Origin of the sequence: Mesorhizobium sp. CC13 (genome assembly GCF_039907765.1) — a bacterium.
Lineage (GTDB): Bacteria > Pseudomonadota > Alphaproteobacteria > Rhizobiales > Rhizobiaceae > Aminobacter.
Genome location: NZ_JARDJI010000017.1, coordinates 19,917 through 41,856, shown reverse-complemented (window position 1 = coordinate 41,856; position 21,940 = coordinate 19,917). Strand labels below are relative to the sequence as shown.

At 66.3% G+C, this 21,940-nt stretch carries 18 protein-coding genes; 12 read left to right on the top strand and 6 right to left on the bottom strand.

Annotation, left to right across the window (positions count from 1 at the left end; all coding sequences use genetic code 11):
- Positions 1–2: 2 nt before the first annotated feature.
- The 5 genes from mltG to fabD all read right to left on the bottom strand — a co-directional run bounded on the left by mltG (position 3) and on the right by fabD (position 4,810).
- Positions 3–1,202 carry an endolytic transglycosylase MltG gene (mltG, locus tag PV773_RS19595; protein ID WP_347967964.1) on the bottom strand — a complete coding sequence of 400 codons (1,200 nt, stop codon included), beginning with the start codon at positions 1,200–1,202 and terminating at the stop codon, positions 3–5.
- A gap of 101 nt (positions 1,203–1,303) precedes the next feature.
- Positions 1,304–2,566, bottom strand: a complete 1,263-nt coding sequence (gene fabF / locus PV773_RS19590; protein ID WP_347967963.1) for a beta-ketoacyl-ACP synthase II — start codon at positions 2,564–2,566, stop codon at positions 1,304–1,306.
- 30 nt (positions 2,567–2,596) lie between these two features.
- A complete protein-coding gene (locus PV773_RS19585; protein ID WP_018427111.1) occupies positions 2,597–2,833 on the bottom strand; it encodes an acyl carrier protein in 237 nt (78 codons plus the stop codon).
- Between the two features lie 246 nt (positions 2,834–3,079).
- Complete coding sequence (gene fabG / locus PV773_RS19580; RefSeq protein ID WP_347967962.1) at positions 3,080–3,817, bottom strand: 3-oxoacyl-[acyl-carrier-protein] reductase; 738 nt, start codon at positions 3,815–3,817, stop codon at positions 3,080–3,082.
- 51 nt (positions 3,818–3,868) lie between these two features.
- Positions 3,869–4,810 (bottom strand): ACP S-malonyltransferase, encoded by a 942-nt coding sequence (gene fabD, locus PV773_RS19575; RefSeq protein ID WP_347967961.1) that lies wholly within the window; start codon positions 4,808–4,810, stop codon positions 3,869–3,871.
- 404 nt (positions 4,811–5,214) lie between these two features.
- Here fabD and PV773_RS19570 point away from each other — a divergent pair, with 404 nt between their 5' ends.
- The 6 genes from PV773_RS19570 (at position 5,215) to PV773_RS19545 (ending at position 10,711) form a co-directional block, all read left to right on the top strand.
- The gene (locus PV773_RS19570; protein ID WP_347968029.1) at positions 5,215–7,068 is read left to right on the top strand and encodes an LTA synthase family protein; all 1,854 of its coding nucleotides are present in this window, start codon (positions 5,215–5,217) and stop codon (positions 7,066–7,068) included.
- A gap of 308 nt (positions 7,069–7,376) precedes the next feature.
- Entirely contained in the window at positions 7,377–7,862 is a 486-nt protein-coding gene (gene rpsF, locus PV773_RS19565; RefSeq protein ID WP_347967960.1) for a 30S ribosomal protein S6, read from the top strand.
- Positions 7,862–8,110 carry a 30S ribosomal protein S18 gene (rpsR, locus tag PV773_RS19560; protein ID WP_018427106.1) on the top strand — a complete coding sequence of 83 codons (249 nt, stop codon included), beginning with the start codon at positions 7,862–7,864 and terminating at the stop codon, positions 8,108–8,110. Before rpsF ends, rpsR begins: the two co-directional genes overlap by 1 nt.
- Before the next feature lie 215 nt (positions 8,111–8,325).
- Entirely contained in the window at positions 8,326–8,898 is a 573-nt protein-coding gene (gene rplI, locus PV773_RS19555; protein WP_347967959.1) for a 50S ribosomal protein L9, read from the top strand.
- A 136-nt stretch (positions 8,899–9,034) separates the two neighbouring features.
- Complete coding sequence (locus PV773_RS19550; RefSeq protein WP_347967958.1) at positions 9,035–10,324, top strand: cyclopropane-fatty-acyl-phospholipid synthase family protein; 1,290 nt, start codon at positions 9,035–9,037, stop codon at positions 10,322–10,324.
- Positions 10,325–10,387: 63 nt separating this feature from the next.
- Positions 10,388–10,711: a YnfA family protein gene (locus PV773_RS19545; protein ID WP_347967957.1), complete on the top strand. Its 324-nt coding sequence runs from the start codon at positions 10,388–10,390 to the stop codon at positions 10,709–10,711.
- Positions 10,712–10,744: 33 nt separating this feature from the next.
- Here the strand turns inward: PV773_RS19545 and PV773_RS19540 are convergent, their stop codons facing one another.
- Complete coding sequence (locus PV773_RS19540; protein WP_347967956.1) at positions 10,745–13,255, bottom strand: autotransporter domain-containing protein; 2,511 nt, start codon at positions 13,253–13,255, stop codon at positions 10,745–10,747.
- Positions 13,256–13,667: 412 nt separating this feature from the next.
- On the opposite strand from PV773_RS19540, the gene PV773_RS19535 reads away from it, so the two are divergent.
- The 6 genes from PV773_RS19535 (at position 13,668) to PV773_RS19510 (ending at position 21,852) form a co-directional block, all read left to right on the top strand.
- Positions 13,668–15,164: a replicative DNA helicase gene (locus PV773_RS19535; RefSeq protein ID WP_347967955.1), complete on the top strand. Its 1,497-nt coding sequence runs from the start codon at positions 13,668–13,670 to the stop codon at positions 15,162–15,164.
- A gap of 222 nt (positions 15,165–15,386) precedes the next feature.
- Positions 15,387–16,790: a DNA repair protein RadA gene (gene radA / locus PV773_RS19530; protein ID WP_347967954.1), complete on the top strand. Its 1,404-nt coding sequence runs from the start codon at positions 15,387–15,389 to the stop codon at positions 16,788–16,790.
- 27 nt (positions 16,791–16,817) lie between these two features.
- Entirely contained in the window at positions 16,818–17,447 is a 630-nt protein-coding gene (locus PV773_RS19525) for a CvpA family protein (protein ID WP_347967953.1), read from the top strand.
- An 85-nt stretch (positions 17,448–17,532) separates the two neighbouring features.
- The gene (purF, locus tag PV773_RS19520) at positions 17,533–19,002 is read left to right on the top strand and encodes an amidophosphoribosyltransferase (protein WP_347967952.1); all 1,470 of its coding nucleotides are present in this window, start codon (positions 17,533–17,535) and stop codon (positions 19,000–19,002) included.
- A gap of 216 nt (positions 19,003–19,218) precedes the next feature.
- Positions 19,219–19,965, top strand: coding sequence for an SDR family NAD(P)-dependent oxidoreductase (locus PV773_RS19515; protein WP_347967951.1), 747 nt, complete (start codon positions 19,219–19,221; stop codon positions 19,963–19,965).
- Positions 19,966–20,085: 120 nt separating this feature from the next.
- Positions 20,086–21,852: an SLC13 family permease gene (locus PV773_RS19510; protein ID WP_347967950.1), complete on the top strand. Its 1,767-nt coding sequence runs from the start codon at positions 20,086–20,088 to the stop codon at positions 21,850–21,852.
- The last annotated feature ends 88 nt before the right edge of the window (positions 21,853–21,940 follow it).

The following is a 21,940-nucleotide window of genomic DNA, read 5'->3' as shown; positions in this document are numbered from 1 at the left end:
GCCTAGTTCTTCTTCTTGACGGCATTGGTCGTGGTGCCGTCCTTCTTGGCTGCATCATCCGCCTTCTCGTCCTCGACGATATTGCGCTGGAACGCCCGCCAGCGGGCGACGTTCTGGTTGTGCTCTTCGAGCGTCGCGGCGAAGACGTGGCCGCCGCTGCCGTCGGCGACGAAATAGAGATCGTCCGTCTTGGACGGGTTGGCGACGGCCTCCAGCGAGGCGCGGCCGGGGTTGGCGATCGGGGTCGGCGGCAGGCCCTTGATCGTATAGGTGTTGTACGGCGTCGGCTTGTCGATGTCGGAGCGGAATATGGGGCGGTCGGCCGGTTTGCCCTTGCCGCCGAATATACCGTAGATGATCGTCGGGTCCGACTGCAGCCGCATGCCCTTGTTGAGGCGGTTGATGAACACGGCCGCTACGCGCGAGCGCTCGTCGCCGCGGGCGGTTTCCTTTTCGACGATTGAGGCCAGGGTCACGAACTCGTTGACGTCGGCGATGGGCAGGTCGGGCGCCCGCCGGGCCCAGATGCTTTCCACCAGTTCCTTCTGGTCGGACAGCATCTTCTTGACGATCTGCTCGCGCGACGCCCCGCGCGTGAAGCGCTGCGTGTCGGCGGCGAGCGTGCCTTCCGCCGGCAGCTGCGCAGGCATGTCGCCCGTCAGTGCCTCCTGCTCGGCGATGCGCTGCCAGGCCTGCTCGACCGTCAGCCCCTCGGGAATGGTGAGCGAATAGAGCATCGACTTGCCGCTCTTCAAGAGATCCATGATGTCGCGCATCGAGGCGCCGGCCTGGATCTCGTATTCGCCCGCCTTCAGGGCGCCATCGTTGCCGTAGGCGCGCACGCCCAGCCGGAAGATGCGCGCGTCGCTGATCAGGCCGCGGCGCTCGAGCTGGTCGGCGATGTCGGCCACGCCCGTGCTAGGCCTGACCATGAAGGTCGTCGCCACGGTCGCCGGCCCCTGGCCGCTGAATTCCTGCTTACCGAAATAGAGCGCGGCGCCGGCCCCCACGATCAGCAGCATGACCGACGAGACCACGAAGTTCATGAACACGACGATCTGGCTGCGCGAGGCGCGCGAACGCCTGGGCGGCGGCGTGCCGGTTTCCGGGCGCAGCGCTTCCTGGGCCGTCTTCGGAACGATCGGACTCGACGGCGCGGCGCGCGGCGCACCTTCACCCATGCCTGGCGTATTCATGCTCATCTGCCTCGCCACTCCCTCTTGCGAATCCCCGCCGGGAGACTAGGGCGGAATATGGCAAAAATCACGGCGAAGGGGCCTCTCCGGCCGCCTTCCCACAGGCCTCAGCCGTTGTAGCGCCGGAATACCAGCGAAGCGTTGGTGCCGCCGAAGCCGAACGAGTTCGATAGCGCCACGTCGATCTGCCGGGCGCGCGGCTTGTTCGGCACCAGGTCGATGGCCGTCTCGCGCTCGGGGTTGTCCAGGTTGATCGTAGCGGGCGCGATATTGTCGCGCATCGCCAGGATCGAGAAGATCGCCTCGGCCGCGCCCGCTGCACCCAGCAAATGGCCGATCGACGACTTGGTCGAGGACATCGACACCTTGGACGCGGCATGGCCGACCAGGCGCTCGACGGCACCCAGCTCGATCGTGTCGGCCATGGTCGAGGTGCCGTGGGCGTTGATGTAGTCGACGTCGGCGGGCGTCAGGTTGGCGCGCTTGAGGGCGGCCGACATGCAGCGGAACGCGCCGTCGCCGTCCTCGGCCGGGGCGGTGATGTGATGGGCATCGCCGGTCAGGCCGTAACCCACCACCTCGGCATAGATCTTTGCGCCGCGCGCCTTGGCGTGCTCGAGCTCTTCCAGAACGACGACGCCCGCTCCCTCGCCCATGACGAAGCCATCGCGGTCGCGGTCATAGGGGCGCGAAGCCTTCTCGGGCTCGTCGTTGCGATCGGTCGAAAGCGCCTTGCAGGCGGCGAAGCCGGCCAGCGAAAGGCGTGTCACGGGCGCTTCTGCGCCGCCGGCCACCATGACGTCGGCGTCGCCGAACATGATCAGGCGGGCCGCATCGCCGATGGCATGCGCGCCGGTCGAGCAGGCGGTGACCACGGCATGGTTCGGCCCCTTGAGGCCGTGCCGGATCGAAACCTGTCCGGAAACCAGGTTGATGATCTGGCCGGGAATGAAGAAGGGGCTGATGCGGCGCGGGCCGCGCTCCCGAAGGATCAGGGCATTCTCGGCTATGCCGTCGATGCCGCCGATGCCCGAGCCGATCATGACGCCGGTCGCGTTCTGCTCGTCCGGCGTCTTGGGCGCCCAGCCCGAGTCCTTCAACGCCTCGTCGGCGGCCGCGATCCCGTACAGGATGAAGTCGCCGATCTTGCGCAGTTCCTTGGGTTCCAGGAACGCTTCGGGATTGAAGGTACCGTTGCTGCCGTCACCGCGCGGGATGACGTTGGCAATCTTGCAGGGAAGGTCTTCGACCTCGAACTCCGTGATGCGCCTCGCGGCGCTCCGGCCGGAAAGAAGCTCCTTCCAACCGTGCTCGTAGCCCATGCCGAACGGCGAAAGCAGGCCTAGGCCCGTGACGACCACACGCCTCATCGCAGGCATCCCTGACAAGTCTGCAATCGCTTAGGCCGAAGCCTTGTCGATGTACTTCACGGCGTCGCCGACCGTCAGGATGGTCTCGGCCGCGTCATCGGGGATCTCGACGCCGAATTCTTCTTCGAACGCCATAACGAGCTCGACCGTGTCGAGGCTGTCCGCGCCCAGGTCGTCGATGAAGCTTGCAGCTTCCGTCACCTTGTCGGCGTCGACGCCAAGATGTTCGACAACGATCTTCTTGACGCGCTCTGCGGTGTCACTCATGTGGGCATCCTCAGTCTGGTGTTTGTCAGGTCTTCGTTAGCGGGCGGAATGCCGCTAATCAAGTTCAATTCTACGCTTTCCCAAAGCGCTCTGGCAGCGGCCGACTAGCGGTCCAGCCACCTGATGCGGCGCGCCATTACACGAAATCTTTACCGCATCCAAGGGCCAAAAGGCCGGTTTTCCCGGCCTATCGCCGCTTCTTTCGCCCTTTCGGGCCGCATGACGGCCTGAAACGGGCGAAGCTCGTCAGATCATCGCCATGCCGCCGTTGACGTGGATCGTCTGGCCGGTGACGTAGGCGGCCTCGTCGGAAGCGAGATAGGCGACCGCCGAGGCGACTTCCTTTCCCGTGCCCATGCGCTTGGCCGGGATGGCGGCCATGATCGCCTCTTTCTGCTTGTCGTTGAGCTTTTCGGTCATCGCCGATTCGATGAAGCCCGGCGCGACGCAGTTGACGGTGATGTTGCGGGTCGCGATCTCCTGCGCCAGCGACTTGGAGAAGCCGATCATGCCGGCCTTCGAGGCGCAGTAGTTGGTCTGGCCGGGATTGCCGGTCACGCCCACCACCGAGGTGATGTTGATGATGCGCCCATGGCGGCGGCGCATCATCGGGTGCGTCAGTTCGCGGGTAAGCCGGAACATCGCCGTCAGGTTGATCTCGATGACCTGGTCCCAATCGGTGTCCGACATGCGCACGAACAGGCCGTCCTTGGTGATGCCTGCGTTGTTGACCAGGATGTCGACGCCTTCGAGCTCGGCCTCGGCCTTCTGGCCCAGCGCCTTGACCTCGTCGCGGTCGGCGAGGTTGGCCGGGAACAGCCTTACCCGCTCGCCGAGCTCGTTCGCCAGCGCCTCGAGCTTCTCGACGCGGGTGCCGTGCAGGCCGACGATGGCGCCCTGCTTGTGCAGGATGCGGGCGATTTCCTCGCCGATGCCACCGGAAGCGCCGGTGACGAGTGCCTTGCGGCCGGTCAGGTCGAGCATTTTTCCAATCCCCTTGTAAGTACACCCTTCACATGGGTGGGGTCATTGATCTCAGGCAAGCGCTGCAATCGCCGCGTCGACGTCGGCCGGGTTGTTGACGGCGGCCGTCGCGATCTCCTTGTTGATGCGGCGGGCGAGGCCCGACAGCACCTTGCCGGCGCCCACTTCGTAGAGCGTGGTGACGCCGTTCTGGCCGAACCACTCGACCGTCTCGCGCCAGCGCACCTGGCCGGTGACCTGCTCGACGAGGCGGAGGGCGATCTCTTCCGGGTCGGTGATCGGCTGGACCGTGACGTTGGCCACGACCGGCACGACCGGCACGTTCTTCTTCACCGCCGCAAGCGCCTCGCGCATCTTTTCAGCGGCCGGCGCCATCAGCGCCGAGTGGAAGGGCGCCGAGACCTGCAACATCAGCGCGCGCTTGGCGCCCTTTGCGGTGCAAAGTGCAGCGGCGCGCTCGACGGCCGCCTTTTCGCCGGAGATCACCAGCTGGCCGCCGCCATTGTCGTTGGCGATCTGGCACACCGAGCCCTCGGCCGCCTCGGCGCAGGCCGCGTCGACGTCGGCCTGCTCGAGGCCGATGATCGCAGCCATGGCGCCCTGCCCGGCAGGCACCGCCGCCTGCATGGCGTCGCCGCGGATGCGCAGCAGACGCGCCGCATCGGCGACCGAAACGAAACCGGCAGCGGCGAGCGCCGAATATTCGCCGAGCGAATGGCCGGCGACGTAGGCAACCTTGTCCTTGAGCGAGAGGCCACGCGATTCCAGCGCCCGGAAGGCGGCCATCGACACGGCCATCAGCGCCGGCTGGGCGTTGGCCGTCAGCGTCAGCGTCTCCTCCGGGCCTTCCCAGATCAGCTTCGACAGCTTCTCGCCGAGCGCGTCGTCCACTTCCTCGAAGACGCGGCGCGCTTCCGGGAAGGCATCGGCCAGTTCCTTGCCCATGCCAGCGGCCTGGCTGCCCTGCCCCGGGAAAGTAAAAGCGATGGCCATTCTCTGTCTCCTGGCTTCTAGCGCATCGACGACGCGCAGACATCTCCGGGAGCGCAGTTGCGCATCTTGGCGCGCTCCGCCTCCGGAATTTGTGGCTCTGGCGCAATGCGCCCTGTCAAGTCAAGCCTTTAGCGGCACTCGGGCCGAAACGGGTCGACAATCACGCAAGCCGAAACACGAATTGTTGGCCAACGCTTCTCAATTTTGCCATAAGCCCTAGCTTCTGCATGACAGTTTGATGACGTTCAGGTGACGTTCAGGTGACGTCTGCATCTTGCGCCGTCATGACACCGGGGAAGTTCGAGTTGGGAAGTGCAGTCGACAAGGCCGTGAAGGGTGCTGACGACGCGGAGCAGACCGCGCTCGGCCGACGCACCTATGCGCTGGGCGTGCTGCGCTCGGTGATGGTGACGCTCACCGTCTCGGCGGTGCTGGTTTTCGCCATCGAACTCATCGCCCGCGGCTCCTTCGTCGACACGCTGCAGTTCTTCCAGCAGCCCTTCAAGCCGAGCTGGACCACTGTCGCGCTCTTCGCCCTCCTGCTCGTCGGTCTCGACGCCTTGCTCGGCCGGCCGCACAACGGCCTGCTGATCGTCGCCCCGCTGGCGCTGCTCCTGGCCTTCATCGGCCACCAGAAGTCGCTCTATCTCGGCGACCCGCTCTACCCGACCGATTTCCTCTATGCCCGGCAGATCGTCGAGCTGATGCCGCTCCTGGTGCGCGAACGGCCGCTGACCGGCATCGGTATCGCCGTCGGCATCGTCGCCGGCATCTCGCTCTTGGTGTTCGCCTGGCGCTACTGGCGCCGCCGCATGCCGGCGCTGTCCTTCTGGGCGCGCATCTCGCGGCTGGCCATCGCCATTCCGGCGCTCGCCTTCTTCGTCTCGATCATGGATTATGCGACGTTCTCTTGGACGCGCGACCGCCTGCAGATCATCCCGATGATGTGGGACCAGAAGGAGAACTACAACTCCAACGGCTTCGCCATCGCATTCGCGCTGAACGTGCCGATGGCCAAGGTCAACGCCCCGCACGGCTATTCCGCCAAGGCGATCGACGCGATCGCCCGCACCGACGTGGTCGCCTCGCTGCCCGAAGAAAAGCCGGACATCATCGTGGTGATGAGCGAATCCTTCTGGGACCCGACCCGGCTGCCTGGCGTGTCGATCACGCCCGACCCGATTCCCACCGTGCGTGCGACGCGCTCCGGCAACGTGTTCTCGCCCGAATTCGGCGGCATGACCGCCAATGTCGAGTTCGAGGCGCTGACCGGCTTCTCGAACGCCTTCCTGCCCACCGGCAGCATCCCCTACCAGCAATATGTCCGCGCGCCGGTGCCGTCGCTTGCCACCTTCCTGCGCAGCGAAGGCTATGAGACGCGCGCCATCCATCCATTCGCGGGCTGGTTCTGGAATCGCGCCCCGGTCTACAAGGCCTTCGGCTTCGACCGCTTCATGTCCGAGGAAAACATGCCGACGCTCGCAAAGCGCGGGCCGCTGGCTTCGGACGCGGCGCTGACCGAGGAGATCATCCGCCAGGCCGATGCCACCGAGCATCCGTTCTTCTATTTCGCGGTCAGCCTGCAGAGCCATGGCCCCTACGAGCCCAACCGCTACGCCGACGCGACCCACAAGGTCGATGCGCCGACGTCGCCATGGACGCGCGATTCGATCCTGACCTATGCCGAAGGCGCCTCGGACGCCGACCGCGGCTTGCAGCGCCTGATGGACTGGGCGGCCAAGCGCAAGCGCCCGACCGTCATCGCCTTCTTCGGCGACCACCTGCCGCCGCTCGGGGCGGTCTATGTCGAGACCGGCTTCATGAAAGAGCCGGTGGCCAAGCGCAAGGCGCCGATCAACGACATGCTGGCGCAGCACGAGACGCCGCTGGTCGTGTGGTCGAACCGCACCGGCCCGGTGCGCGATCTCGGATCGATCAGCCCGGCCTTCCTGCCGCTGCACGTGCTCGAGACCGCCGGCATCAGCCATCCCTATTACACCGACTTCCTCGGCCGGGTGCATGAGCGTTTCCGCGTCGTCGACCGCAACGTGCTGTTGCCGCGGCTCGGCGCGACCAAGTTCGACTGGTCGCGCGAGAAGGAAATCGATCCGATGATCCGCGATTTCCGCTGGCTGCAGTACGACATGATGTTCGGCAAGCGCCGCGGCGCCAAGGAGTTCTTCCCCGAAACGGTCGACAAGGTCGTGGCCAACCGCGTTCGCTCGCCGCTGTTCCTGCACGACGAGGCGTTCGGCTGAACCCGATCCTGCCGAAAGGCGCCGGATTCGGCGAGAACTTCGCCACGGCCCTTGCATTTTGGGCTCTTTGCCTGTAGACGCCCGCCATCTGCCGGTCCCAGCTGGGGGCTGAACGGAGGGCCGGAGGCTTTCTCGAAAGTCGCCGTGTGAAGCGAAAACGCTTCCGCCTCCCGTGTCTCCGCTCTCGACCGTCTCGTCGTGCTCCTTTCTTCCCCTGAGGAGGCCGCAAGGCCCTCGAAGGGTCAGGGAGGTCGCAGAGGCTCTAGCCGCCGGGACCGGAAGATGGAAACGAAGAAAGGCAAAGAACTATGGCTCTTTACGAACATGTGTTTCTTGCCCGTCAGGACCTCTCGCAGCAGCAGGTCGATGCGCTTGTCGAACACTACAAGGGCATCATCACTGCAGCCGGCGGGTCGGTTGGCCGGGTCGAGAACTGGGGACTGAAGTCCCTCACCTACCGCATCAACAAGAACCGCAAGGCGTACTACACGCTCATGGACATCACCGCTCCGTCGGCTGCCGTCAAGGAAGTCGAGCGCCAGCAGGGCCTGTCCGAAGACGTCCTGCGCTTCATGACCGTCAAGGTCGAGGCGCATGAGGAAGGCGTGTCCGCCATGATGCAGAAGCGCGAAGAGCGCTCCGAGCGTGGCGAACGCGGTGGCTTCGGCGACCGTCCGCGCTTCGGCGACCGCGACCGTGGCGACCGTGGTCCGCGCAGCTTCGGCGACCGCGATGGCGGTGGTGATCGTGGCCCGCGCCGTCCGCGCGAAGGTGTTGAAGGGGGTGCAGAATAATGGTCGACATCAATCAGATCCCGACCCGTCGTCCGTTCCACCGCCGTCGCAAGACCTGCCCGTTCTCCGGCGCCAACGCCCCGAAGATCGACTACAAGGACGTGCGTCTGCTGCAGCGCTACATCTCCGAGCGCGGCAAGATCGTGCCGTCGCGCATCACCGCCGTCAGCCAGAAGAAGCAGCGTGAACTCGCCCAGGCGATCAAGCGCGCCCGCTTCCTCGGCCTGCTGCCCTACGTGGTGAAGTGATATTCGTTCCGGCCCGTCGGGATCTCCGACGGGCCGGAAACTCCCGCCGCGACGGGCGCGGCCGGGCGAGCCTCAAATCCCGAGTTGGATTTCTCACGAGATCCTAACTGCCGCGACAGGCAGGACAGCGAAACCGGCGCTCCCCGCGCCCCGATTGCTTCCTTGCCCGTTGAACCCAATTCGCTGCCTTCGCAGCCAACGAAAGGACAAGGAAAATGGACGTCATTCTCCTCGAACGCATTTCCCGCCTCGGCCAGATGGGCGACACCGTCAAGGTCAAGGACGGCTTTGCCCGCAACTTCCTCCTGCCCAAGGGCAAGGCGCTCCGCGCCAACGAAGCCAACAAGAAGAAGTTCGAAGGCCAGCGCGCCCAGCTCGAGGCCCGCAACCTCGAGCGCAAGTCGGAAGCCCAGCAGGTCGCCGACAAGCTCGACGGCAAGAGCTTCGTGATCGTCCGCTCGGCCGGTGAAACCGGCCAGCTCTACGGTTCGGTCTCGACCCGCGACATCGCCGATCTGCTCAGCGCCGAAGGCTTCACGGTTGCCCGCAACCAGGTCGAGCTGAACCAGCCGATCAAGACCATCGGCCTGACCAACGTGGCGATCGCGCTGCACGCCGAAGTCGAGGTCACCATCACCCTCAACATCGCCCGCACGGCCGACGAAGCCGAGCGCCAGTCGAAGGGCGAGACGCTGACCACCGCCGAGGCCATCTACGGCGATGACATCAACGAGAACGCCCGTCCGGACGCCTTCTTCGATCCGAACGCCGAGGAAGAAGAGGCCTGAGCCTCTCCCTCTCCAGAATTTCTGGATCAAGCCCGGGTGGAAACACCCGGGCTTTTTTGTGCCAGGAGGAACTTGCCAAGCTCGCCGCGATTGAACAGGATTGGTCCACACGACTGACAGATCGCGAGCACTGCCCATGAACGTGTTGCTGCAGCGTATCCTCGGAAGACTTGTGCGCGTAGGTGACCTGACCGTCACCGGCCCGGACGGCACCGCCCACCGCTTCGGCGACGGCAGCGGCGAGCCGGTCCACATGCTCATCAAGACGCGGCGCGCCGAACGCGCCATTACCTTCGACCCCATGCTGGCCGTACCCGAAAGCTTCATGGACGGCGAGATGGACATCGTCGGCGGCGACGTCCTCGGCCTGATGCGGATCGCCTTCCAGAATCTCGGCAACGGCACCATCGACGCGGCCTGGACGCGCGCCATCGAAGGGCTGCGCGTCGCCTTCCGCCGCTTCCAGCAGGTCAATACGGCGGCGCGCTCCCGACGCAACGTCGAGCGCCACTACGACCTGTCGGGGGACATCTACCGCCTCTTCCTCGATCGCGACATGCAATATTCCTGCGCCTATTTCGCCGAACCGGAGATGACGCTCGAAGAGGCGCAGCTCGCCAAGAAGGCGCATCTCGCCGCCAAGATGCGGCTGAGGCCAGGCCAGTCGGTGCTCGACATCGGTTCGGGCTGGGGCGGCCTCGGGCTCTATCTCGCCAAGTCCTTCGACGTACAGGTGCTCGGCGTCACGCTGTCGACCGAGCAGCACGCGGTCGCGACCGAGCGCGCGCAGGCGGAGGGGCTGGAGAACCAGGTCCATTTCGAGCTCAAGGACTACCGCGACCTCGTCGAACGCTTCGACCGCATCGTCTCCGTGGGCATGTTCGAGCATGTCGGCGTCAACCACTACCGCACCTTCTTCGACGCCGTGGCGAAACGGCTGAAACCCGACGGCGTGATGATGCTGCATTCGATCGGCCGCGCCGGCCCACCCACGGCGACTAGCGCCTTCATCCGCAAGTACATCTTCCCCGGCGGCTACATCCCCGCCCTCTCCGAGGTCCTGCCCGCGATCGAGAAGTCGGGCCTGATGGTGACCGACGTCGAGATCCTGCGCCTGCACTATGCCGAAACGCTGAAGCACTGGCGCGAGCGCTTCCTCGCCAACCGCGACAGGGCCAAGGCGATCTACGACGAGCGCTTCTGCCGCATGTGGGAGTTCTACCTCGCGGCGTCAGAGGCCTCTTTCCGCTGGCAGGATCTCATGGTCTTCCAGATCCAGCTCGCGCACCGCAACGACACCCTGCCGGTCACGCGCGACTATATCGGCAAATGCGAGAAGGCGCTGGCCATGCACGACATCGCGCATCGCCGGACCGGGTCGGCGGCCAAGCCGCCGCGCAGGCGCAAGGTGGCCGGCCAGGAGTAGCCCTTGCACCTGGCTCCCCTTCCATAGGAAGAAGGTCCCGTCTTCACGCACGGGCCTGTCTAAATGACCTATGTCATCTACCTCGCCGCGGCGATTGCCGAGATCGCCGGCTGCTTTTCCTTCTGGGCCTGGTGGCGGCTCGACAAGTCGCCGCTGTGGCTCGTGCCGGGACTGGCCGCGCTGGTCGCGTTCGCCTGGCTGCTGGCACTGGTGGAGTCGGACGCGGCCGGCCGCGCCTATGCCGCCTATGGCGGCATCTACATCGTCGCTTCGCTCGGCTGGCTGTGGATCGCCGAAGGCGTGCGCCCCGACAGCTGGGATCTCGCCGGCGCCGCCATCTGCGTCTTCGGCGCCTCGGTCATCCTGCTTGCGCCGCGCGCCGCCTAGCACGGCGCCCGCCCGAAACCGGGCGCCGAATCCTTACCACTTCACCTGCAGGCCCAGATTGCCCTCGAAGGCGCGGCTGCGCTCGCCGCCGAGATTGAAGGTGTAGTCGGCGACGGCAAAGGCGCTGACCTTGTCGGTGAAGGCATGGGTGATGCCGGCGCCGAGTTCGAGCTTGGCCCCACCGGTCTCGACACGGATGGCGTCGCTGTCGAAATAGGTCACGTCCTCGCCTTCGAAGCCGTGCCAGTAATTGGCCTTGAGGTAAGGCTTCAGCTTGCCGGCGTCCGTTTCGAACACACCTTCGAGCCGCGCCCCGATCCGGCCGGTCACGCCGCGACCCTCGTCGAACGAAATGGCTGACAGCGTATCGTTGCCGTCGTCCAGCGCCACGTCCTGCCAGATGATCTGCGCCTGCGGCTCAAGGGTCCAGCGGTCGTTGAGCGCGATGGGTGCGCCGGCCTCCAGCGAGGCGGTGATGACCCTGCCATCGGCATCCAGGCTGATGCCCTGGTCGGCTCTGGCAGCGCCCCCAAGCCACGTCCCCATCAGTACGGCATCGACATACCAGCCGCTTGCCCCGACATGGGTGAAATAGCCGCCGAGGCTGTAGGCATCGAGGTCGAGCTTGCCGGCGGCCAGGTCGTCCTCGCCCTGCACTGCGCCTCGCACATCGCCATTCAGGCCGGCATAGCCGAGGAAGACGCCGGCGACGTTGCGAGCCCCGGCATCCGTTTCTGAACGGATGACGTCGAGGCCGGCCTGCAGCCCGAACGTCGTGCCGTCGATCGACGGCGACACCGTGCCGGCCCAGCTCTGGTCCACGCTGCTGCCGAAGACGCGGCCCCAGGCCACGGACAGGTCGTCGCCGCCGGCGAGGAAACCCTGCTCGCCGCGTCTTTCGTGGAACGTGCCCAGCGTCGACAGCGCCACATCGCGCGCCATAGACGGCATCACCGAGTAGAGCGCCGTTTCCGGACGGATGATGAGTTCGCCCGATGCTGTCGGGTCGGTCGGATCGAGGATTTCCGAGCGCAGGTACCAGTTTTCGCCAACTCCTGCCGCATCGCCCCGGAACAGGAGATACTCGTAGGCACCGTAGGCGACGGGGCTCGCCAGGCTGAAGGCGCCCGCATCGGTCGTCGCGCCGTTTGTGGCCTGGACGACCAGGATGCCGTCGGCGTTCGTCTGCTGGCCCGTCCCGCCCTGGTTGACGATGACGATGCCCGTGGTGCCCGATGCATTGCCGCCATCGATGACCAGCCTGTCGGAAGGCGCGCCATCGCCCGCCACGACCGTGTCGAGCCGCAGGAAGCCTCCGGCGCCGAGGTAGTCGCCGACCACCGTCAGCGTGTCGCTCGTGCCGGGGCCGCCATTGGTCAGGTCGACCGTGCCGGCATTGCTCAGCGTCGCGGCATTGCCGGGGACGAACGCGCGTATGGCTGTGACCCCGGCGCCGGCGAACAGCGTGCTCGACGCGTCGATGTTGAAGCTGCCGGTGTTCGAGAGCGCGTCGCCGAGCACGAAATCGCCGTCGAGCGTGAATTCGGAGCCTTGCGTCAGATTTACGGTTTCCCAGTTCAGGTAGCGGGATGCCGTCGTCGAACTGGTGTTCTCGAACGTCAGGGTGTCCGCGCTCAGGCCGGTGTTGACGTCGACGTCGCTGCCGCCGTCGAAGACCTGGCCCGGACCGAAACTGGATTCGCTCAGGCCGGCCAGCAGCGCCGTGTCGTTGCCCGCGCCCATCAGCAGGCTGCCGCGGACCTGGCCGGCGCCGAGCCAGCGGAACGTGTCGCTGCCCTGGCCGAAACGGACCCCGCCACCGGTGACGAAACCGACGATGCCGCCGCTCACCTCGACCAGGTCGTTGCCGTGATTCTGCGGTGACAACGAGGTTGGATTGAACATCAGGATTTCGCCGCCGATCGTCCCTCCGGAGACGAACACGCGGTCGTTGCCGTTGCCCAGTTCGATGGACGTACCGACCGTCGCGGTGCCGGAGATCTCGACGAGATCGTTGCCTGTCGTCGCCGTGATCGTCGTGTCGACGCTACCGCCCGACATGCGCATCTCGTTGTTGGCTTGTTCGAGATTGACGTTGCCGATGCGCCCGCCGGTCATGGTGACGAAATCGCCGGCGAAGAATTCGCCGATGATGCGGCCGCCGCTGATCGTCGCGGTGTCGAGGGCACTGCCCTGGCTCAGCGAGTTGATCACACCGCCGGACATGATGAAGACGTCGCTGCCGCCGGATTGATTGACCGCACCGTCGATCGTGCCCGAATGCACTTCGACGCGGTCGGCGAAGTTGCCGAAGGTGACGTTGCCATTGATCGCGCCGCTGCCGCCGGCCGGCATGGTCAGCGTGTTGGTGCCGTCGGCGTCGGTCAGCCCGGGGCTCGTGCCGCTGTCGCAGACATAGGTGCTATTGCCGGCCGTCGGCGTGAGGTCGCAGGCGGCGAAGCCTGCCTGCGTCGAAGCCAACAAGGCCATGGCGGTCGATGCCAGCCAGCCGATTCGGGCCGGCGCCGGGCAGAAAGGTCGCATAGTGCCTCCTCAAGCAGGGGAGGCCGGCCCGCCAGCAATGCACGTTTAGGCCCCCGGTACCCCTCGGCATAAACATCGCCATATGCCGCATCGCGATGAACATGCTTCCAGAGAAGGCAAGGATCACCGACCCTCCAGGGAAAATCAACATCCTTTGTATACAAATTGCCTAATGTTGGTGTTCGACAGTTTCTTGGCCAAAAGAGAACTCACGCGAATATTCCCGTTTTGTTCCTTGCCATTTGCGGCTAGAATCGCGCCGATTCGCGTCAACCGGAATCGAGGCCCCGCCGACCGCGCCTGTGGACGCCTGTGGATCGCGGGATGTGAGCAAAATAGTTTGCCCGGCCTTGTCGCGCTCGCGCGCGCTTCTGCTAGTGAGGACGTTCGGGTTCCAGAGACGGGGAAGACATTGGCCGAGGCAGCGCGCAAATTCGAAGTGGCGGAAACCCCGCTATACCGGGAGGCTCCGAACAACATCGAAGCCGAGCAGGCGCTGCTGGGTGCGATCCTGGTCAACAACGACGCCTTCTACCGTGTCTCCGACTTCCTCAAGCCGACGCATTTCTACGAGCCGCTGCACCGCAAGATCTACGAGGTCTCGTCCGAGCTCATCCGCATGGGCAAGATGGCGAACCCGGTCACCATCAAGACCTTCCTGCCGGCCGACGAGAAGGTCGGCGACATGACCGTCGCACATTATCTCGCCCGCCTCGCCGCCGAAGCCGTCACCGTCATCAACGCCGCCGACTACGGCCGCGCCATTTACGACCTCGCCACCCGCCGCGCGCTGATCACCGTCGGCGAGGACATGGTCAACGTCGCCTATGACGCGCCGGTCGACATGTCGCCGGCCGAGCAGATCGAGGACGCCGAGCGCCGCCTGTTCGAGCTCGCCGAAACCGGCCGCTACGACGGCGGCTTCGAGAGCTTCTCCGACGCGGTCAAGACCGCCATCGACATGGCCAGCGCCGCCTACATGCGCGACGGCCATCTCTCCGGAACGGCCACCGGGCTGCACGACCTCGACAACCGCATGGGCGGGCTGCAGTCCTCCGACTTGATCGTGCTCGCCGGCCGCCCCGGCATGGGCAAGACCTCGCTCGTCACCAACATCGCCTTCAACGTCGCCCACGCCTATGTGCCGGCCCAGCAGGCCGACGGTTCGTTCAAGGCCGCCAACGGCGGCGTCGTCGGCTTCTTCTCGCTCGAAATGTCGTCCGAGCAGCTGGCCACGCGTATCATTTCCGAGCAGGCCGAGGTGCCCTCCTCGAAGATCCGTCGCGGCGATCTCACCGAAGCCGACTTCGAGAAGCTGGTGGGCTGCACCCAGACGCTGCAGAAGATCCCGCTGTTCATCGACTCGACCGGCGGTATCTCCATCGCCCAGCTCGCCGCCCGCTCGCGCCGCCTCAAGCGCCAGCGCGGCCTCGACGTCATCATCATCGACTATATCCAGCTGATGCAGGGCTCGTCGGCCAAGGCCTCGCAGAACCGCGTGCAGGAAATCACCGAGATCACCACCGGCCTGAAGGCGCTGGCCAAGGAACTCAACGTGCCGATCATCGCGCTGTCGCAGCTGTCGCGTCAGGTCGAAAGCCGCGACGACAAGCGCCCGCAGCTCTCCGACCTGCGTGAATCGGGCTCGATCGAGCAGGACGCCGACGTGGTGCTGTTCGTCTACCGCGAGGAGTACTACCTCAAGAACAAGGAGCCGAAGCCCGGCACCGACGAGTACCTGCAGTGGGAAGCCAACATGAACGACGTGCGCGGCAAGGCCGAGGTCATCGTCGCCAAGCAGCGCCACGGCCCCACCGGCACCGTCAGCCTCGGCTTCCAGGGCGAGTTCACCCGCTTCTTCGACCTCGCGCCCGAGCATCACCTGCCCGAGCGGTTTGGAGAAGAGTAGGCTTGTCCGACACCGCGTTCCTTCCCACCCCCCTCTGGCCTGCCGGCCATCTCCCCCGCAAGGGGGGAGATCAGCCGTCGCGTCGGCCTTCGCCAATCGCCGGCGTTGCAGGGAGAGGCGTGAGGCACCCGCTGCCAATCTCCCCCCTTGCGGGGGAGATGGCCGGCAGGCCAGAGGGGGGTGCGGCAGAACTCAACCTTCCCGCACCTTCACAGCCCCCCCATGGCTAAGACCCGCACCCAGTTCGTGTGCCAGAATTGCGGCGCGGCGCATCAGCGCTGGGCCGGCAAATGCGATTCCTGCGGCGAATGGAACACCCTCGTCGAGGAGGGCACTGCCGGCGGCATCGGTAGCGGGCCGTCCTCGCTCAAGAGCGCGCGCAAGGGCCGCGCGGTCACGCTGACCTCGCTCGACGGCGACATCGAGGATGCGCCGCGCATCGTCTCGCGCATCGGCGAACTCGACCGCGCCACCGGCGGCGGCTTCGTGCGCGGTTCGGCGCTTTTGATCGGCGGCGACCCCGGCATCGGCAAGTCGACCCTGCTCACCCAGGCTGCGGCGGCACTCGCCCGCCAGGGCCACCGCATCGTCTACGTCTCGGGCGAAGAGGCGGTCGCCCAGATCAGGCTGCGCGCCCAGCGGCTGGGTGCGGCCTCCGCCCCGGTCGAACTCGCCGCCGAAACCAATGTCGAGGATATCCTCGCCACCATCGCCGACGGCAAGCGGCCCGATCTCGTCATCATCGATTCGATCCAGACGCTGTGGACCGACCTCGCCGATTCAGCACCGGGCACGGTCACCCAGGTGCGCGCCTCGGCCCAGGCGATGATCCGCTACGCCAAGTCGACGGGCGCCGCCGTAGTGCTGGTCGGCCACGTCACCAAGGAAGGCCAGATCGCCGGCCCGCGCGTGGTCGAGCACATGGTCGACGGCGTGCTCTATTTCGAGGGCGAAGGCGGCCACCACTACCGAATCCTGCGCACGGTCAAGAACCGATTCGGCCCGACCGACGAGATCGGCGTGTTCGAAATGTCCGACAAGGGACTGCGCGAGGTCGCCAATCCGTCCGAACTGTTCCTCGGCGAACGCCACGCCAAGGCGCCGGGCGCGGCCGTCTTCGCCGCCATCGAGGGCACCCGTCCGGTGCTGGTCGAAATCCAGGCGCTGGTCGCCCCCTCGACGCTGGGTACGCCGCGCCGCGCCGTGGTCGGCTGGGATTCGTCGCGCCTGTCGATGGTGCTCGCCGTGCTCGAGGCGCATTGCGGCGTCCGCTTCGGCCAGCACGACGTCTATCTCAACGTCGCCGGCGGCTATCGCATTTCCGAGCCCGCCGCCGATCTCGCGGTGGCTTCCGCACTGGTTTCGTCGCTCACCGGTATTGCTCTGCCCGCGGATTGCGTCTATTTCGGCGAAATCAGTCTTTCCGGTGCGATAAGACCCGTTGCGCATGCGCAGCAGCGCCTTAAAGAGGCCGAAAAGTTGGGGTTCGGAAGGGCCGTACTGCCCTCCGGCAGTGGGGACATCGCAGGCGGTGCGGGTGCCGGAACGTTCCAGCCGACCGAGCTTTCGGATCTGGTGGCACGGATAGCCGGCTCAAGGCGCAGCCGCGCCGAAGAGACGGACTGACACCGTCGTCATGGAGTGAGTGACACGATGCCGATTACGCTGCTCGACGGAATTCTGGTCGGCTTCACCCTCGTTTCGGCGATGCTCGCCATGGTTCGCGGCTTTTCCCGCGAAGTGCTGTCTATTGCCTCATGGGCGGCCGCGGCGGTCGCCGCCTTCCTGCTCTACAAGCCGGTCGTACCCTACGTTCAGCCCTATATCGACAACGAGAAGATCGCCATGGCGGCCGCGGCCGGCATCGTCTTCATCGTCGCGCTGATCGTGGTCACCATCATCACCATGAAGATCGCCGACTTCATCATCGACAGCCGCATCGGCGCGCTCGACCGCACGCTCGGCTTCCTCTACGGCGCCGCCCGCGGCATCCTGGTCGTCGCCGTCGGACTGCTGTTCTTCAGCTGGCTGGTCGGCGACAAGTCGCCGGCATGGATCGCCGAAGCCAAGTCGCGGCCGCTGCTCGAAAGCATCGGCACCTCGCTCGAGAACCTGCTGCCCGAGGATCCGGAAAACTCGATCCTCAAGAAGCTCAATCCGCAAGGCCTCGACACCGGCACCGCCGCGCCGCCGGCCGAAGGCGGAGCCGAGGCGGGTGGAACCGAGGCGCATCCCGAAGGCGAGGCCGACGCGCCCGCCGAGCCGGCGCCGACAAACAACTGATTAAGGCGCGAGGGGCGCGTAAGTCGCGTTGCCCTTCCCGCCCCTTGGCACTATATAGCGTTTTTGCGACGAGAGGCCTTGCCCCATGGCAGACGCATCGACCGCCCTTTCAGCGGAAGCCGACGATCATTTCCACGACGAATGCGGCGTGTTCGGCATATTCGGCCGGCAGGAGGCCGCAGCCATCGTGACGCTGGGGCTGCACGCCCTCCAGCATCGCGGCCAGGAGGCTGCCGGCATCGTCTCCTATGACGGCAGCCAGTTCCACGTCGAGCGCCACATCGGCCTGATCGGCGACACCTTCACCAAGCAATCGGTCATCGACCGGCTCAAGGGCAATCGAGCCATCGGCCATACGCGCTACGCCACCACCGGCGGGGCGGGCATGCGCAACGTGCAGCCCTTCTTCGCCGAGCTGGCCGACGGCGGCTTCGCCATCGCCCACAACGGCAACCTCACCAACGCCATGACCGTCCAGCGCGCCCTGCAGAAGCAAGGCGCGATTTTTTCTTCCACCTCCGACACCGAGACGATCCTGCATCTCGTCGCCGTCAGCAAGGAGCGCGACCTCAATGCGCGCTTCATCGACGCGGTCCGCCAGGTCGAGGGCGCCTTCTCGCTGGTGGCGCTGTCGTCGAAGAAGATGATCGGCTGCCGCGATCCGCTCGGCATCCGCCCGCTGGTGCTGGGCGACCTCGACGGCGCCTGGATCCTCGCCTCCGAGACCTGCGCACTCGACATCATCGGTGCCCGCTTCGTCCGCGACCTCAAGCCGGGCGAGATGGTGGTCATCACCTCCAAAGGCGTCGAGAGCCACTTCCCGTTCGAGCCGCAGAAGCCGCGCTTCTGCATCTTCGAATACGTCTATTTCGCCCGTCCCGATTCCTCGGTCGAAGGCCGCAATGTCTACGACGTGCGCAAGCGCATCGGCATGGAGCTGGCGCGCGAGAGCCCGGTCGACGCCGACCTGGTGGTGCCAGTGCCCGATTCGGGCACGCCGGCGGCGATCGGCTTTAGCCAGGAGGCCGGCCTGCCGTTCGAGCTCGGCATCATCCGCAACCACTATGTTGGCCGCACCTTCATTTCGCCGGGCGATTCCATCCGCCACATGGGCGTCAAGCTCAAGCACAACGCCAACCGCCGCATGATCGAGGGCAAGCGCGTGGTCCTGGTCGACGATTCCATCGTGCGCGGCACCACCAGCCAGAAGATCGTGCAGATGGTGCGCGACGCCGGCGCCAAGGAAGTGCACATGCGCATCGCCTCGCCGCCCACCCGCGCCTCGTGCTTCTACGGCGTCGACACGCCGGAGAAGTCGAAGCTGCTCGCCTCGCGCATGTCGATCGAGGAGATGGCCGAGTTCATCCGTGTCGATACGCTCGGCTTCCTGTCGATGGACGGGCTCTACCGCGCCGTCGGCGAGGCCAGCCGCAACGAGGAGCAGCCGCAGTTCTGCGATGCCTGCTTCTCGGGCCAGTATCCGACCCGCCTACTCGACCACGAGGGCGCCGACAACGTGCGCTCCCTGTCGCTGCTTGCCACCGGCGGGGTGTAGGTCTTCTCATCCATCGGCGGCTTCCGCGTCAGTTCGCGGAGGCCGCGCCGCCTCTCCAGACATGACCTGCCGGCGCGCCGGCATTTCCGGCATTTTGGGCGGACAATTTCACGTGTTGCTGCCCGGAGCTTGCATCCATTCTCCCGCGCGGGGTTTTGTTCGCGGCGAAATCGTCCTATCAGGCTGCGGATCGACCAGTTCGAATTGGATGCCCGCATGACCACCACCCCCGACCTCTCCGGCCGCATCGCCCTCGTCACCGGCGCCTCGCGCGGCATCGGCTACCACACCGCCAAGCAGCTTGCCGCCGCCGGCGCCCATGTCATTGCCGTGGCCCGCACGGTCGGCGGCCTGGAGGAGCTCGACGACGAGATCAAGGCAGCCGGCGGCCAGGCGACGCTGGTGCCGCTCGACCTCACCGACATGGCCGGCATCGACAGGCTCGGCGGATCGATCCACGAGCGCTGGGGCAAGCTCGACATCCTGGTGGCGAACGCCGCCGTCCTCGGCGTCATCGCCCCCATCGGCCATGTCGAAGCCAAGGTCTTCGACAAGGTGATGGCGGTCAACGTCACCGCCACCTGGCGGCTGATACGCTCGGTCGATCCGCTGCTGCGCCTCTCCGACGCCGGCCGCGCCGTCGTCGTCAGCTCCAACGCCGCCCATTCGGCGCGCGCCTTCTGGGCGCCCTACGCCGCATCCAAGGCCGCGGTCGAGACGCTGATGCGCTCATGGGCCGACGAGACCCGCAATCTGCGGCTGCGCGTCAACGCCTTCGATCCGGGCCGCACCCGCACCGCGATGCGTGCCCAGGCGATGCCCGGCGAAAACCCCGAAACTGTGCCGCACCCCTCCGAGGTCGCAGCCCAGATGCTGCCGCTGGTCGACCCTGCCCTCACCCGGACGGGCCTGATCTACCAGGCGCGCGAACAGCGCTGGGTTGCCTACCAGCAGCCGGCCTGAGCGCTCGCCGCCGACCGGCCCGGCCGTTGCCGCTTCAGGCATTGGCCGGCGCGGGAGGCAACGATAATACTGTTGCCGCGTTGACCATCGCCGACCGACCGAAGTGGGGACTTCCGCCGCATGACGACCGACCAGCTGATGTCCATCGCCGTCATCGTGCTGATGATGGCGGCGTTCATCTGGGGCCGGTACCGTTATGACGTCGTCGGCTGCGGCGCGCTGATCGTTGCGGTCGCGGCCGGCATCGTGCCGACCGCAAGCGCCTTCACAGGCTTCAGCGACGACATCGTCATCATCGTCGCCAGCGCGCTGCTGGTCAGCGCCGGCGTCGCCCGCTCGGGCATCATGGAATATGCCATCCAGCGCTTCGCGCCCGACGTCTCCAGCGTGCGCGCGCAGCTCGCGCTGCTCGTCGTCATCGTGACCGTGCTCTCCGCCTTCGTGAAGAATATCGGCGCGCTGGCGATCATGATCCCCATCGCCTTCCAGTTCGCGCGGCGCTCCAACACCTCGCCTTCGGTTTTCCTGATGCCGATGGCCTTCGGCGCGCTGCTCGGCGGCCTGATGACCCTGGTCGGCACCTCGCCCAACATCGTGGTCTCGCGGGTGCGCCAGGAGATGACCGGCGAGGCCTTCACCATGTTCGACTTCACGCCGGTCGGCGCCAGCCTGGCGGCCGCCGGCGTCGTCTTCCTGGTGCTGTTCTACAGGCTGGTGCCGATCAGGTCGCGCGCCGCTGCCTCCATTCACGAAGCCATCGACATCGACAACTACGTCACCGAGGCGCGCGTCGTCGGCGACTCCACCGTGGTCGGCAAGAGCCTGGCCGACCTGGTCAAGATCGGCGGCGGGCGCGCAATGGTGACCTCGGTCCTGCGTTCGCGCGCCCAGCACCTGACACCATTCCCGGACGTCAAGCTGATCGAAGGCGACATCCTTCTCATCGAGGGTGCCCCCGACGTGCTGGACCGCCTGGTCGCGCAGGCCAAGCTCAGTGTCACCGGCAGCCGCGATTCGGCCGGCGGCAAGCACGCCGCGACCGCCGTCGAGGCCGTCATCGGCGAAAACTCCCGGCTGATCGGCGGTTCCGCCCAGCGGCTCGCGCTCTACGACCGCTACAACGTCAACCTGCTGGCGGTCAGCCGCAAGGGCGAGCGCATCCAGGAGCGGCTCGGCGCGGTCACCCTGCGCATGGGCGACGTCGTGGTGCTGCAGGGTAACCCGCAGACATTGCCGGACATCCTGCGCGAACTTGGCTGCCTGCCCCTGGCGGAGCGTCCGATCCTGCTCGGCAGTTTCCGCCGCGGCATGGTCCCCCTCGCCATTCTGGTGGCGGCCATGGCGGCCACGGCATTCGGCCTGTTGCCGGTGCCCTTCGCCTTCTTCAGCGCGGCAATCGCCATGGTGCTGTTTCGCGTCATCCCGCTGCGCGACGTCTACGACGCCATCGACGGCCCGATCCTGGTCATGCTCGCAGCCCTCATCCCCGTCAGCGATTCGCTCAGGCGCACCGGGGCGACCGACCTGATCGCCGCCTGGCTCGCGGATTTCGCCTCCGCGCTGCCCCCGGCCGGGGCGCTCGGCCTCATCCTCGTCGTCGCGATGGCGGTGACGCCCTTCCTCAACAACGCCGCGACGGTGCTGGTGGTGGCGCCGATCGCTGCCGGCTTCGCCAGCACGCTCGGCTACCGGCCCGAGGCCTTCCTGATGGCAGTGGCAATCGGCGCCGGCTGCGACTTCCTGACCCCGATCGGGCATCAGTGCAACACGCTGGTCATGGGGCCGGGCGGCTACAAGTTCTCGGACTATCCGCGCCTCGGCCTGCCGCTGTCACTCCTGGTGATCGCGGTGGCGGTGCCGTTGCTGATGCTCGTCTGGCCGATCTAGGGCGTCTTGCAGCCAGACGAAATCGTCAGGCGAGCGACACACAAGCGTGATTGGCCCTCGATGGCGCCGCGCCCTAGTTTTGCAGGCC